This window comes from Calditrichia bacterium (assembly GCA_020634975.1).
Taxonomy (GTDB): Bacteria; Calditrichota; Calditrichia; order RBG-13-44-9; family J075; genus JACKAQ01.
In genome coordinates this window covers 3,083,318-3,098,069 of record JACKAQ010000001.1, presented here as the reverse complement: position 1 = coordinate 3,098,069, position 14,752 = coordinate 3,083,318, and the positions used below count along the sequence as shown (strand labels likewise).

9 protein-coding genes are annotated in these 14,752 nt (G+C 50.3%); 3 read left to right on the top strand and 6 right to left on the bottom strand.

The genetic code is table 11. The features are described from left to right. Positions 1 to 3: 3 nt before the first annotated feature. Both H6629_12520 and H6629_12515 read left to right on the top strand, forming a co-directional pair. Positions 4 to 1,551, top strand: a complete 1,548-nt coding sequence (locus H6629_12520; GenBank protein MCB9068617.1) for a tetratricopeptide repeat protein — start codon at positions 4 to 6, stop codon at positions 1,549 to 1,551. Positions 1,552 to 1,696: 145 nt separating this feature from the next. Further along, a complete protein-coding gene (locus H6629_12515; protein MCB9068616.1) occupies positions 1,697 to 5,893 on the top strand; it encodes a S8 family serine peptidase in 4,197 nt (1,398 codons plus the stop codon). A 57-nt stretch (positions 5,894 to 5,950) separates the two neighbouring features. On the opposite strand, the gene mscL is transcribed toward H6629_12515, so the two are convergent. Continuing rightward, positions 5,951 to 6,382, bottom strand: coding sequence for a large conductance mechanosensitive channel protein MscL (gene mscL, locus H6629_12510; GenBank protein ID MCB9068615.1), 432 nt, complete (start codon positions 6,380 to 6,382; stop codon positions 5,951 to 5,953). A gap of 340 nt (positions 6,383 to 6,722) precedes the next feature. Here mscL and H6629_12505 point away from each other — a divergent pair, with 340 nt between their 5' ends. Further along, the gene (locus H6629_12505; protein MCB9068614.1) at positions 6,723 to 7,583 is read left to right on the top strand and encodes an ion transporter; all 861 of its coding nucleotides are present in this window, start codon (positions 6,723 to 6,725) and stop codon (positions 7,581 to 7,583) included. Positions 7,584 to 7,636: 53 nt separating this feature from the next. Here H6629_12505 and H6629_12500 read toward each other — a convergent pair whose 3' ends face one another. The 5 genes from H6629_12500 to uvrB form a co-directional block, all read right to left on the bottom strand. Next, on the bottom strand, positions 7,637 to 8,557 hold the full coding sequence (locus tag H6629_12500; protein MCB9068613.1) for a GDP-mannose 4,6-dehydratase: 921 nt from the start codon (positions 8,555 to 8,557) through the stop codon (positions 7,637 to 7,639). Between the two features lie 223 nt (positions 8,558 to 8,780). Then, entirely contained in the window at positions 8,781 to 10,043 is a 1,263-nt protein-coding gene (purD, locus tag H6629_12495; GenBank protein MCB9068612.1) for a phosphoribosylamine--glycine ligase, read from the bottom strand. A gap of 4 nt (positions 10,044 to 10,047) precedes the next feature. Continuing rightward, positions 10,048 to 11,643, bottom strand: coding sequence for a DUF3808 domain-containing protein (locus H6629_12490; GenBank protein ID MCB9068611.1), 1,596 nt, complete (start codon positions 11,641 to 11,643; stop codon positions 10,048 to 10,050). Then, on the bottom strand, positions 11,630 to 12,334 hold the full coding sequence (locus H6629_12485) for an SDR family NAD(P)-dependent oxidoreductase (GenBank protein ID MCB9068610.1): 705 nt from the start codon (positions 12,332 to 12,334) through the stop codon (positions 11,630 to 11,632). The genes H6629_12490 and H6629_12485 overlap by 14 nt, the downstream gene beginning before the upstream one ends. Further along, positions 12,331 to 14,322 carry an excinuclease ABC subunit UvrB gene (uvrB, locus tag H6629_12480; GenBank protein MCB9068609.1) on the bottom strand — a complete coding sequence of 664 codons (1,992 nt, stop codon included), beginning with the start codon at positions 14,320 to 14,322 and terminating at the stop codon, positions 12,331 to 12,333. The genes H6629_12485 and uvrB overlap by 4 nt, the downstream gene beginning before the upstream one ends. Positions 14,323 to 14,752 lie beyond the last annotated feature (430 nt).

The following is a 14,752-nucleotide window of genomic DNA, read 5'->3' as shown; positions in this document are numbered from 1 at the left end:
CCAATGGAAAACTTTTTTGAATTAGCCGATCTCGAAGAATTTTACGCCGATCACCCGGATTCGATTGTTTTTGCATTTCTGACTGCCAAATATTTGGAAGCCGGTGAATTGGAAAAAGCGTTGGAAACAGCAGAAACCGGTGTTCACAAACACCCGGCATACCCGTTCGGGCACTATATGCTTGGCGTTTGCTACCATCGGTTGCGGGATTTGGGCAAAGCCAAAAGCCACCTCGAACTAGCGCTGGCTTACGACGATAAAAACCCCAAAGCCAGCAAGTTGCTCGGCGAGATAAACCGCAAACTCGATTTGCCGATCCTCGCTCAGGAAAGCTTCACCCTGTTTTACACGCTGGATAATTTCCATTCGGAAGCCGCGCAGTACGTTCAGCAAACCGATCTGGACGATTTGAGCGCACTCGATTCGCTCGATCTCGATTTTCCCGATGAAGAACCCGTTTACCGGACCCCGCGAGAAGCGACGGACATGGATAAAGCCGAAGCCGAGGAAGTATCGATGGACGACTTTTTCGATGGCGATCTCGATATCAAAGAAGATTTCGACGTCAACCAGAAAGTGGGCGAAGTTTTTGGCGATGAATTGCTCGATGACAGCCTGAGCAGCGCCGAAGAAGACGATCTCGAAAATCTGGATAAAACCTTTGGTGATCTGGACTTACTGAGCTTTGCCGATGACGACGAACCGGCACAGGAAACCGAAGTAATCCCCGATACCAAAGCCGGAAAGGACGACGAAGACCCATTTGCCGGTTTCGGCGAAGATGAACCGGAACAAACAGCCGCCGATGCAGATACAGACGATATTTTTAAAGATTTTGAAATTGTGGATGAGCTGGATGACGATCTGCCCGCCGCAGAAACACCTGCAGATGTGGAAAGTTTTGACGATTTGCTGGCCGATCTGGATGTGGATGAAACTGCCGAAGCACCGGACAGCCCGCTCGATTTCGACAAACGGGACAAGCTGGATATCGACATGCCGGATTCGGAAAATACGGATGACAGCGAAATTCTGGCCGAACTCGATGAGTTTTTTGCGGAATATGAAAAAGATGCCGATCTGGATGAACCGGCAAAGTCCCAAAAACCGGTGGAGCAGGATCTCGAATTTGCCGACCTGCTGTTTAATGAGGAATCACCCGCGCCCCCCGATGAAACACCGGAAATCCCCGACGAGAGCGGCGACGCATTTGATTACGCCTCGCTGGTGGACGATTTGGTGGAACAAACCGAAGATGACATGCAACATGCCAGCGAAACAGAAGACGATTTCAGTTTTAATTTGCTGGATGAAGAAGAATCGCAGCCGGAACCGCAACACCCGATGGATCATAGCCACAGCGGCGAAAAAGCCAAATTTGTTCGCCCGCCGATCCTCTCCCCCACGCTCGGCGAAATTTATATTTCCCAGGGTCGCTTTGAAGAAGCGCTGGACGTTTTCCAGAAATTGGTCGCGAAAGACCCGGACAACAAACGCTTCCAGAAAAAAATTCGCGATGTTCAGCTGATGATCGACAAACAAAATTCCTGACCGGAATGACACAACTTTTTACCGAAAGCCCGCCAAACAGCGGGCTTTTTTGTATTAAACAGTGAAATTAATGCCGGAAAATTTCCCCATTGTTGCAGCGTCAAACATCGTTTATATTCGTATTTATCGAAACATCAGGAAAGAAATGACCTTTCGGAAAACACTGGCAATTATTTGTTTTTGCTTAACTTTCGGGCTGAATTTTTCCGCAGTTGCGGAAGAAATTATCGTCGGATTCCGCCAGGCGGTGACAGTTGAAAAAAATGAGCAACTGACCGGCAGATTTCGCTTTTCGCTGCCGGAAGTGCAGCGTATCGCCGATCAGGTTTCGCCACAAGCCGTTCGCAATTTGTTTCCCGCCGAAAAATCGCAATTACCGGAATTATTGAAAAATGTCCAAATATGGCAATTTCCTGATGACCATCGCGCAGCAAATGCCATCGAATCGCTGCAGAAAATCAACGCGGTCGCTTACGTTCAGCCCAATTACCGGCGAAAAGTGCACCATTTGCCGAACGATCCGCTGCTCGGTCGCCAGTGGTATCTCAATAATATTCGCGCGGCGGAGGGCTGGCAGCGCGGCAGCGGCGATCCGTCCGTGATCGTTGGCGTAATCGATACGGGCATCGATTATCAGCACGAAGATTTGCAGGGGCAATTGTGGACCAACCCCGCTGAAGACCTCAACGGCAACGGGCGGCTGGATTCGCTGGACCTGAACGGCGTGGACGATGACGGCAACGGCTACATCGACGATGTGTGGGGCTGGGATTTTACCGATGCGCCCGGTTTTCCCGACGGCGGCGATTTCCGCGATCCTGATAACGACCCGATGGACGAATACGGCAGCGGGCACGGCACGCCCATCGCCGGGCTGATTGCAGCGAAAAGTGACAACGGGATTGGCATCAGCGGCGTGGCTTCCGGTGTCCGGGTGATGAACTTGCGGGCAGGCACCGCCTCCGGTTTTCTGGAAGAAGATGACGTTGCCGAAGCTATTGTTTATGCTGTAGATAACGGCTGCAAAATTGTCAACATGAGCTTTGGCGACGTGGCGTTTTCCTACCTACTGCGCGACGCGATCGAATACGGTATCAGCAAAGGCGCCATTTTTGTGGCATCGTCCGGCAACAGCGGCAACGCGGAACCAAACTATCCGGCGGCGTTCAGCGAGACCATTTCCGTCGGTGCGACGGACTCCACCGACCAGCTTTCCGGTTTTTCAAGTTTTGGTAATTCGCTGAACATTGCGGCACCGGGCAGCAACGTTTTTGCGACGCAAATTGGCAGCGAATACGGTCCAGTTAACGGCACATCGTTTTCCGCACCGTTGGTTTGTGCGGCGCTCGCGCTCATCTGGTCGCAGGATGTTTCGATGCCGCGCGAACAGGTGATCGGTGCGCTGTATGCCGGCGCGCAAGATTTGGGATTTTTCGGGTGGGATCGTTTTTTCGGACACGGGTTGATCGACATCGAAAAAAGTCTGGCAATCGGCAGTGGCGGATTTGCGGTAATCACTGCGCCACCCAATGATGGCGGCGTTTCCGCCAACAGCGTTCCGGTGAGCGGCACTGTCATCAGCCCGGATCTGGAGAGTTGGTCGCTGGCGTTCGGTATCGGCGAAACACCGTTCGAACTGATCAACATCGCGTCCGGCGGCAGCGCGCAATTGCTCAACGATACGCTGGGCATTTGGCAAACCGGATCGCTGATGGACACGGTTTACACGCTGGAATTGCGGCTGAAACAGCGCGGGCAAAGCGATATCGTTTCGCGAAGCCGGGTATTTCTCGATCGCAGCGCGCCGCAAATTGTGTCGATCGAAACGCTGCCGGTGATCATCGGTGCGGATGGTGGTGCGTTGATCCAATTTGATACAGATGATCCGACAGCCGCAACGTTACGCTATCGTCCCGCCGGTTCCGGCGATTTCAGCTATTCGAAATCATCGCGCTATTTTCAGAATAATCATGTATTTATCATCGAACCGAATGACTTTTCCGGTGCTGCCGAGGGTTTCATCGAACTGGAAAACGCTGCCGGTTTGGCGGCAACGGATGACAATGGCGGCAGCTATTTTCGCTTTTCGCTGAACCTCTCCGCATTGAACCAAAATTTATTGACCGTTGCGGAAACGCTGCCGATTTCCGGATTTCTGATGCCCGCAACCGCGGATTTTCGCAACGACGGACGTCCGGAAATCGTGTTTTCCGAGTTGGAAAACGGCACACAGTTCGGCGGACTGACCGTTGGCGAGTGGGATTCCGATGGCTGGCAGTTCAGCAAGTTGACTGAATTTCCGCTGATTCCACGCGATGCGGCAATTGTTCGCACCGGCGACGGAGTGCAGATCGCTGCCGGTTTTGGCAACAATTCGCTGTTGCTCGGCGGCAACGCATCCGGCGAATTGCCCAATTCAATCGTTTGGGACGATACCACAAATTTTTGGGTGAGCAAGTTTGGCAATTTTGACAACGATGCAGCTAAAGAGTTGTTTGCACTGAACTTCGGGCAGTGGAAAGTGTTCGATATTTCTGAAAATTTTGAGCTGCAGGAGCAGCAAACGCTTGTAGCAGCCACCTCTGGAAACAACCAGTTTGGCGTGCCCATCACCGTGCTGGACGATTTTGACGGCGACGGAAGAATGGAAATCGTGCTGGAAGATTTGGACGGCGATGTGCTGGTTTACGAAGCCAATTCTGTTGGCGCATATCAATTTAAATGGGCAAACCGCATGAACGGCAGCGGCGGCAGCGCACTGCTCGCGTCCGGCGATTTGGACGGCGACGGATTGCCGGAATTGGTGAGCGCCGTGCGCAACCAGCCGAACGTGCTCCGCGAATCGAACGTCAACGCCCAATTTTGGGCGATCAGCTTGTGGCGCAACAGCGGCAGCGATCAGTTTACGCCCGTGGCTGCGCAGCAAATTTTGGGTGTCACGGTGCAATCGGGCATATTTAACGGGTTGACCGTTGCGGATCTGGATGGCGATAATCGCGCGGAAATTGTGCTCACGCTGTTTCCGCGAGCGTATGTGCTCTCGCTGCGCGATGATTCGCTGGCGGTGCAGTGGTTCCGCGAAGGCGTGAACAGCAACACCGCAGTTGTCGCGGATGTGGATGGCAACGGCAAAACCGACGTGCTGCTCAATTCGCCGGATGGGCTGTTACGGCTGGAAACTGCGGCAAACGGCAATCGTCCGCCAGCGCCAACCGGGCTGACAGCCACGCCGCTGGATACGACCTCGGTGCAGCTTTCGTGGCGGCAATCGAGCGGTGCGGCGTATTACCGCATTTACAGAAAATTGGCGGAAGCTACTGTTTTTCAATTACTTGACTCAATTGATTCCAACTCATTTTTTGATGAAAATTTGATCAACGGACAATCGTTCGATTACGCAATCAGCCAGATCAATCCGCAATTTGCGGAGCCGGAAAGCCCGCTCAGCCAAAGCGCTACCGCACGACCAAACGCGCCGCCGGTGCTGCAATCGCTGATTGTGCAATCTCCGCGACAATTGCAACTGCAATTCAGCGAGGCGATGGCGCAAAACGCGTTCGAAACCGCCAATTACCGGCTGGCGAATGGCGAGCAGCCCGGCAGCATCATTCGCAGCCAAAATCGCCGCGAGGCGCTGATTTCCTTTCGCGACGATTTGCCAGTTGGCACGCACACATTGGTTATCGGGCAAATTTCGGATGACGCCGGCACACCGCTCACCCGCGATTCGCTGGTGGTGAATTTCACCATTTCACCGGCAACAGAATTATTTTCGCTAAAATCTGTGGCAATTATTTCCAAAACGGAATTGCAAATCACCTTCAGCGCCGCTGTGGATGCACAATCGGCGTCGGATATTTCATTGTATTCGCTAAAACCGGCAGTGGATATTTTGTCGGCATACGTCGATCCCGTGGATCGCAACACAGTTATTGTGAATTTGTCGCCGGATAACCGGATCGGCAGTTTGGGCGAAATATATCAGTTGCGCATCAGCGGAATGCTCAGCGAAAACGGCACACTGCTGGATAATCGCAGCAGCGCTATCAATCTAACGAGTACGGTGGAAAATCTGGACAATCTGCGGGTTTACCCGAATCCGTATCGCATCTCGACATCGGATCAGCCATTGCGATTCGCCAATTTGCCGGAGGATTGCGAGATCTGGATTTTCTCCGCCAACGGTCAATTGCTGCGCAAATTGCAACAACCCGCTTTCGCCGGCGCGGTCGAATGGGATTTGCAAACAGCACAACAGGTTCCGGTTGCCAGCGGTGTTTATGTGTATGTGGTGCGATGGAACGGGCAGGAAAAAAAGGGTAAATTGCTGATTATCCAATAAAAAAGAGCGTCCCCGCGCAATTCGCAGAGACGCTCCAGGTTAAGCTTTTACAACAACTTACTTCGCTTTTAAAGCATCGCGAATTTCACGAAGCAAAACAACGTCTTCCGGCGGTGCGGGCGGTGCGGCTGGTTTTTCTTCTTCTTTCTTTTCCATCTTTGCAGCACCTTTAACCAACATAAAAACAGCCCATCCAATAATCAAAAAGTTGATTACGGTGTTAATAAATGTGCCAACATTTATCGTAACCGCACCGGCTTCTTTGGCGGCTGCCAATGTTGCGTACGGTCCGGCTGCGGCGGCACCCTGCTTCAGCACGAGAAACATATCCGTAAAATCAACGCCACCGAGCAACAATCCGATGGGCGGCATCAGCACATCATCCACAAACGATTTTACGATAGGGCTAAATGCAGCGCCGACAATGATACCGACAGCCATATCGAAAATATTCCCTTTTAACGCGAACTTCTTAAACTCTTGCCACATAAGCAATCTCCTCATTTTGGTATAGTGTTCAGGTTTTCTTTCATTATTCCATAACATCCGATTTTAAAATATCCTGAACATCACCCCTTCGGCGAGACATTACGGATAAAATTCCAATTATTCAATGGGTAATTGCGAATTTCAAAAAAAATGTGAAAGTTTCGTGGTGAATATGCAATTTTTTATGAGCAGATGTAAAAGAAAACCCGTTTTTTGCGAAATTAGTGGCGTCCGATTGGATTTTCGGTTGCCAAAATTTAGCGCAGCAACTTGACAATTAGCCGTATTTTTAGTAGACTTTAGTGGAATAAAATCAAAAGCTTATCGGCTCCGAGAGAACATGAAAAAGAAACTGATTGCACCAAAACCAAAACCTGAACTTTATCCAAAAGAAAACAGTCCCGGCTGGAAAATCCGGCTTCATGAAGTCATCTTCGAAGCGGATACACCTGCAGGAAAGTGGTTTGATCTCGCATTAATACTCGCCATTTTGCTGAGCGTCGTGGTTGTGTTACTGGATAGTGTGAAAAGCGTTCGGGTTGAACACGGCGAGTTGCTGCGCAATGCCGAATGGTTTTTTACGATTTTATTCACGATCGAGTATGTGTTGCGACTCATTTGTGTGGGTCGGCCGTTAGCATATGCCAAAAGTTTTTACGGCATCATCGATTTATTGGCGATTATTCCCACCTATCTCAGCGTTATTTTTCCTGGCACCCATTTTTTACTGGTGATCCGATTGCTGCGAATTTTGCGGGTTTTCCGGGTGTTGAAACTGGTTCAGTATATGTCCGCAGCAACAGAATTGGGTGCTGCGCTCAAAGCCAGCCGCCGGAAAATCGCTGTTTTTCTATACGTAGTGATGATTGTTGTTGTCATCGTCGGTTCGCTGATGTATCTCATCGAGGGTGAGGCGGCGGGATTCACCAGTATTCCACGGAGTATTTATTGGGCGGTGGTGACGCTAACGACCGTCGGATATGGCGATATTGCGCCACAAACGCCACTCGGGCAATTCCTCGCGGTGATTGTGATGATTCTCGGCTACGGCATTATCGCGGTACCAACGGGGATTGTAACCTCTGAGCTTGCGCATTTGCCGCGTCAGCACGAAATTTCCACCCAGAGTTGTCCGGTGTGCAGCGCCGAAGGGCACGATGCGGATGCAGATTTTTGTAAATTTTGTGGCGGAAAATTATAAAAAAAAGGCGGGTTTTTGACCCGCCTGAAAAATAAATCCCTTTTGAACCACTACTATTTTTTCTTCCTGAAAAACTCGACGGTACGGCGCAACCCTTCCTCCAAATTGACGGTGGGTGACCAACCAAGTTCTTTATTTATCAACGAAGCATCCAGCACGCTGCGCAACTGCTCTCCGGGCTGACCTTCGCGGTGTTTGCGTTCCACTTTGTGATCCATTTGTGCAGCGATGGTATCGAACAAGGTATTCACATCCGTTTCGATGCCCGTACCAACGTTGTAAATTTTGCCGGTACCGTTGGTAAGCGCCAGTTCGTTGGCTTTCACCACGTCACCGACAAACACGTAATCGCGCGTTTGGGTACCATCGCCATTTACAAACGGCTGTTCGCCACGGAGCATCCGCTGGCTGAAAATTGCCACAACGCCAGCCTCGCCGTGCGGGTTTTGACGCGGACCGTAAATATTAGCATAACGCAGGATTGTGTAATCCAACCCGTGGGTTTCTTTGTAAAAAAAGAGGTATTTTTCGCAAGCCAGCTTGGTAATGCCGTATGGCGAAAGCGGCTGATTCACATGTTTTTCATCCGCGGGGAAATATTCCTGTTCGCCGTAAATGGCACCGCCGGTGGATGCAAAATTGAATTTTTTCACACCAAATTTCACACAGTTTTGCAACAAATTGATAGTGCCGAGAATGTTCACGCTTGCATCGTATGCCGGATCGGCAACCGATTTGCGAACATCCATTTGCGCCGCGTGATGGCAAACGAGATCCGGTTTTTCGCTTTCGAACACGTTTTTGATCCCCGGATCGCAGATGTCCATTTCATAAAATGTGGCTGCGGCAGGAATATTTTCGCGCTGCCCGGTAATCATATTGTCAACAATGACCACTTCGTATCCCAATTCCAGAAAACGATCCGCAATGTTCGAAGCGATAAATCCGGCGCCGCCGGTAATGAGAATTTTCATACAATATCTCCCTGAAGCGTCAATTCTTTAGTTATGTAGCTGTAATCAATTTATCATCGGAACAACGCCAAAAATATTGAGAAAATACTACATTTTTGTGATAGGGATTACGTGGCGGGAAAAACGTTGCAGATTTTGGAAATGACAAACGAATGTTGCACCAAATGATACGGGGCTTCCTGCGAAGGCAGGGATCCCCTTTTTACCCAGGATTTCGCAGCCGTTACAACGCGCGTTTGGCGATGTCCGTCCGGAAATGCATGCCCTCGAAATGCACTTTATCCACGCCGCGATAGGCAGTTTCAATCGCTTCCGCCAGCGAATTTCCGGTGGCAGTGATGCCCAACACCCGCCCGCCGTTAGTGAGCAGGTTGCCGCCGTCCAGTGCTGTTCCGGCATGAAACGCCATTACATCGCTGTCCAGTTGATCCAATCCGGTGATGATTTTGCCTTTTTCGTACGCATCCGGGTAACCGCCGGATGCGAGAACAACGCATGCAGCGTGGCGATCGTGCAATTCAACATCCAGCTTGCCCAACTCTTTCCGAGTGACCGCTTGCATAATTTCCAACAGATCGGTTTTGAGCAGCGGCAGCACTACCTGCGTTTCCGGATCGCCAAAGCGGCAGTTGAATTCCACCACTTTCGGGCCGTCTTTGGTGAGCATCAGACCGCAATAGAGCACACCTGTGTAATCGATGCCTTCGCGGCGGAGTGCATCCAGTGTCGGTTCGACAACGCGCTCAACTGCCTGTTTTTTCAGTGCTTCCGTCAAAAATGGCGTTGGTGCGTAACTGCCCATTCCACCGGTATTTTTGCCTTTGTCGCCGTCCAGTGCGCGTTTAAAATCCTGTGCGGGTGTGAGTGTTACGTAATCTTTGCCGTCGGTGATCACGAAAATACTGCATTCTTCGCCGGTCATAAATTCTTCGATGACCACCCGCGAACCGGCATCCGCGAACACGCGTTGGGTCATCATTTCGTCGATGGCGGTTTTGGCAGCCGCCAAATCCGGACAAACGATGGCGCCTTTCCCGGCAGCCAAACCATCGGCTTTCACGACGATGGGCTGCTCCGGCAAGCTGTTCAAATATGCCAGCGCATCTGCCACAATGTCAAATTCGCGGTATTCGGCGGTGGGAATATCGTATTTCGCCAGCAGTCGTTTGGTAAAAATTTTGCTGCCTTCCAATTGCGATGCCGCTTTATTTGGGCCAAAAACGGGATAATCGTGGGCCTGAAAATAATCCACAATGCCATCTACCAGCGGTTGCTCCGGTCCCACTATCGTAAAATCGATGCTGTTTTCCCAGACAAATCGCCCCAACTGCCGGAAGTCCGCTGCGGAAACCGGCGGGCATTCGGCAATTTCCGCGATGCCGCCGTTACCGGGTACGCAATAAATTTTCTCAACATCGGGATTTTGCCGGATTTTCCAGCAAATGGCGTGTTCCCGCGCGCCGCCGCCAATCACTAAAATTCTCATGTTGTCACTCTTCTTCGTCGTCTTCGGTGGATTGATTTTGTTGTTGTCGTTTGGTCACAAATTTTTCGCGTTCACAGATAATTTTCGTGAAATCGTCATCCAGGCTACCCGCCTGTCCAAAGATGTCGATGGCGCGATCGTACTGTTTGGCATCGCGCAAATATCGCCCGTAATGGATGAGCAGCCAGCTTTGCTGATATTTGTCATCCACATTGTCCAGATTTTTGTAGATTGACGCAAACAATTTTCCAGCCTCGTCCATCTTTCGCCGGTAATGATACTGCCGTGCCAGCAAATTATCAACCAATTGTTGCAAAAATGGATTGGTGCTGCGCTGCCCGCTGTCGATATCGCGTTTGAGCGCCTCACTTGCGGCGATGCTTTTATCAAACTGGCGGCTGTTCAGCATATTTTCCGCGACAAAAAAACGGTATTGCAGCGAATCCATCGGGAATCTGCGATGCATTTCCGCATTCATAAACCAGTAGCTTTCCTGCTGTTCGTTTGGAATTTTCGAATAATAGGCTTCCGCCGTTTCGCGATCGAACCGTAAATCTGCGATGTGCCCGCGATAATAATTCATCGCCGCGCGATAGTAGCGCGATTTCCGGGTGGGCAAATTTTCCAGCGCTTTGAACAGCGAATCCGCTTTCTCGAAACGGTTCAAATCGTAATTGGCAACGCCAATATTGTAATAGCGAACGTTGGTGAGTTGCGGCAGATAATCGCTGTATTGATCGTCAAATTGTTTGCAATATTCGATGCATTTTTCCATGTATCCGCTGCGGCGATAGTGATACGCAATAATCAGCCCCAACGCCATATTGGTGGGATATTTTCGATACAATTGTTTCAGCGCACGGATGGAACGGCTTTTTTCGCCCTCCAGAAAATAGCCGATCGAGTAATACATGAACTCGCCCTCGATCCGGAAAAACGTGCCGCGCGATGCCGCCATGTACACCTCGTTTCGCCCGAGCACGCGATCGCCGTCAAATCCGAGCACTCCGGCGATCAGTTTGAGCATTCCCGGCAACAAATCTGCATAATAATGGAACAGCCCGAGCCCGAAATAGGCATCGTAATATTGGGGATCGAGTTGGGTGGCTTTTTCGAGATTGGATTTGGTTTTGCGCCCGCTCCAATAACCTTTGATAAAACTGCGGTTGATCACATGATACAGCGCATCGATGCCGTTGCCCAGCGCGAGATAAAAATACGCTTCGGGATTTTTATCATTGCGATCTTTGAATGCCTCGGCGACATCCAGCGCTTTGCTGACCTGCCGGTTGAGCGCTTCCGCCAGCGAATCGTTGCTTTGATCCATCGAATACACCAGCGCGGAAATATACGCTTCAAAAATATAGCCATGCGGTTGTTCGGGAAACTGCCGCTGCGTGAAGCGAAATGTGCGCTCCGCATCGCGGAAATCGAGCCGGTAGATTTGCTCTTTTCCGGTGCGCAGCAGGCTGTCCAATTGAAGGGTTACCGGGCTATCCGCCTGCGCGACACCCGTTGCAGCGAATCCCAAAATTGCCAGCCAAATAACAGTTTTGCGTAACATATACAGAACATTCATCCGTTGATTACGATTTTCCATAAACCTTTACCGACGAACCGGTTACCTCGGTAATGCCCGGTTGGGCCATGGCAAGAATGACTTCGGCGATTTGCTCCGGCGTCACCCAATTATCAAAATTTGCTTCGGGCATGGATTTGCGATTCGCCGGTGTGTCGATAACACCCGGCAAAATAGTGTTGGATTGAACGCCGTATGGCGCGCCTTCCTTCGCCAGCGATTCAGTGAACGCCAGTAACGCCGCTTTGCTGGTGGTGTATGCCGCCATTCCGGCTGGCAATTCCAGCGCCGCACGCGCCGCAACGGTAAAAATTTTGCCGGAACGGGCGTCTTTCATCATCCCGAATGCGGAACGGGCGCACAAAAATGCGGTGAACAAATTCAACCGGATCATCTTCTCAAATTGGGAAAACGGTGTTTCGTCGATGTCGCCGCCCATCCAAAATCCGCCGACGAGATGCACCAGCACATCGCAGCGCCCATATTCTTCGTCGATTTGGGAGAACAGCGATTTCACCGAAGCGGAATCTGTGAGATCGGCTTCGATCGTTTGCAAACGTTCTTCACTGCCCAAAAACGCGATCAACTCCGCCGCGCTTTTTTCGGAAGTTACCGGCGCGATAATTTTCGCCCCCGTATTCCAAAATCGTTGGACAACGGCTTTTCCCAGCCCGCCGTTTCCACCGGTGATGACAACTACTCTATTTTTCATTTACCTATCTTTCCTTTGAGTTTTAAAATCTCATCGCGAATTTGGGCTGCTTTTTCAAATTCCAGGCTGGCAGCCGCGGTTTTCATTTCTTTTTCCAACCGGTCGATCAGCTCCAGTGCAGAAAATTCGTCCGGCATTTCGAAATTGTTCGTTTCGCCTTTGGTTTTGTACCGTCCGCGCACATCCGCAACGGCTGTGGCTTGCATAATTTCGTCCACTGTTTTGTAAACCGTGGTTGGTGTTACGCCGTGCTCAGTATTGTATTCGACCTGTTTTTCGCGGCGGCGTGCGGTTTCGTCGATGGTCGTTTTCATCGCTTTGGTGATTTTATCGGCGTACATGATCACCAATCCGTTCGAGTTCCGTGCGGCGCGTCCGGCAATCTGCAGCAGCGATACTTCCGATCGCAAAAATCCCTCTTTATCCGCATCCAAAATCGCCACCAGCGATACTTCCGGCAGATCCAGCCCTTCCCGCAGAAGGTTAATGCCAACGAGCACATCGTGTTCCGCCAGTCGCAAATTGCGGAGCAAATCTACCCGTTCCAGCGCATCAATTTCGGAGTGGATGTATTGCACTTTGATGCCCATTCCTTTGAGATAATCCGTGAGATCCTCGCTCATGCGTTTGGTGAGCGTGAGTACCAGCACGCGTTCGCCTTTTTCGATGCGCACCCGGATTTCCTCGATGAGATCGTCAATTTGCCCTTTGGTCGGGCGAACTTCGATTTCCGGATCGATCAATCCGGTCGGGCGAATCACCTGCTCGACCACCTCGCCTTTGCTCAGCTCAATTTCCAACGCCGCCGGCGTTGCCGAAACAAAAATAATCTGGTTGATGTGCTGCATAAATTCATCGAATTTCAGCGGGCGGTTGTCCAGCGCACTGGGCAGCCGGAAACCGTAGTCCACCAACGTTTCTTTGCGGGAGCGATCGCCAAAATACATACCGCGAATTTGCGGCAGGGTTTGGTGTGATTCATCCACGAACATCAAAAAATCGTCCGGGAAAAAATCCAGCAGCGTGAATCCGGGATCGCCCGCGTTGCGTCCGGTAATGTGCCGGGAATAATTTTCGATACCGTTGCAGAAACCGATTTCCTGCATCATTTCGATATCGAAATTGGTGCGCTGCTCTATCCGCTGCGCTTCCAGCAATTTGTTCTGTTTGCGGAACAATTCCAGCTGTTCGGCCAATTCTTCGCGAATGCGTTCGATGGCGATTTTCATTTTTTCTTCGGTAGTAACAAAGTGGCTCGCCGGGAAAATGAGCACCTGATCCACTTCGTCCAGCACTTCGCCGGTCGTTACATCGATGTAGTTGATCGCCTCAATTTCATCGCCAAATGTATCCAGCCGAACGGCGTATTTTTCGTATGCGGGATAAATTTCAATCACATCGCCTTTTACGCGAAAGGTGCCGCGTTCCCGGCTCATATCGTTTCGGGTGTACTGGATATCCACCAGTTTGCCAAAAATTTCCTGCCTGGCAATTTCTTCCCCTTTTTTGAGCAACACCATCATGTTGCCGTAGTCATCCGGCGAGCCGATGCCGTAAATGCAGGACACGCTGGCAATGATAATTACATCCCGCCGGGACATCAGCGAAGCGGTGGTTTTTAGCCGCAGCCGGTCGATTTCTTCGTTGCGCGAGCTGTCTTTGGCGATGTAGGTATCGGTGGTGGGCACATATGCTTCCGGCTGGTAATAATCGTAATAGCTAATAAAAAATTCGACCGCGTTTTCCGGGAAATATTGTTTGAATTCCCCGTAAAGCTGCGCGGCAAGAGTTTTGTTGTGCGAAAAAATGAGCGTCGGGCGATCGGTTTGGGCGATGATATTGGCCATCGTGAAGGTTTTTCCGCTGCCGGTTACACCCAACAACGTCTGGAATTGTTCGCCCCGGTTAACCCCGTTCACCAACTGCCGGATTGCTTCCGGCTGATCGCCCATCGGCTTGTATTTGGAATGCAGTTTGAACATGCCCATCGGATTGTTTCCTACGCATATTTTTCATTAACGGATATTACGCATTAACTATTTTTGACACAGAGACACGGAGAATCACGGAGAAATATTACGGCAAACATTTCTTTAATAAATACTTGTTTTTGATGATAATAACCTTTTTTCTCACACGATTTTTTTAGATTTTTTTAAAGAATCTCTGTGTTCCTCTGTGACTCTGTGGCTAAAATGCGTAACCATAGTCTTTCATTAAAAAACCCAACCGTTCTCAAACATTCAATTTAGAATGCAGTTGTAAGAATTGCAAGTGGGGATTGGTTTGAACATCATGCAGCGTTCACTAGTTTTGGGCGGCGAATTGCAAATATTTTTCAAAAATGGTTGTGAAAACGTATATTGATTTACCCCGAAACGGGTTTGTTAAACATCAACACGGAAATTTTATATGAAT

What these genes read in the sequence shown, in the direction of transcription:
- H6629_12515 (MCB9068616.1), top strand. Translation starts at nt 1,697, where the DNA reads ATGACCTTTCGGAAAACACTGGCAATTATTTGTTTTTGCTTAACTTTC.
- mscL (MCB9068615.1), bottom strand. Translation starts at nt 6,382, where the DNA reads ATGTGGCAAGAGTTTAAGAAGTTCGCGTTAAAAGGGAATATTTTCGAT.
- H6629_12490 (MCB9068611.1), bottom strand. Translation starts at nt 11,643, where the DNA reads ATGGAAAATCGTAATCAACGGATGAATGTTCTGTATATGTTACGCAAA.
- H6629_12500 (MCB9068613.1), bottom strand. Translation starts at nt 8,557, where the DNA reads ATGAAAATTCTCATTACCGGCGGCGCCGGATTTATCGCTTCGAACATT.
- H6629_12505 (MCB9068614.1), top strand. Translation starts at nt 6,723, where the DNA reads ATGAAAAAGAAACTGATTGCACCAAAACCAAAACCTGAACTTTATCCA.
- purD (MCB9068612.1), bottom strand. Translation starts at nt 10,043, where the DNA reads ATGAGAATTTTAGTGATTGGCGGCGGCGCGCGGGAACACGCCATTTGC.
- H6629_12485 (MCB9068610.1), bottom strand. Translation starts at nt 12,334, where the DNA reads ATGAAAAATAGAGTAGTTGTCATCACCGGTGGAAACGGCGGGCTGGGA.
- H6629_12520 (MCB9068617.1), top strand. Translation starts at nt 4, where the DNA reads ATGGAAAACTTTTTTGAATTAGCCGATCTCGAAGAATTTTACGCCGAT.
- uvrB (MCB9068609.1), bottom strand. Translation starts at nt 14,322, where the DNA reads ATGGGCATGTTCAAACTGCATTCCAAATACAAGCCGATGGGCGATCAG.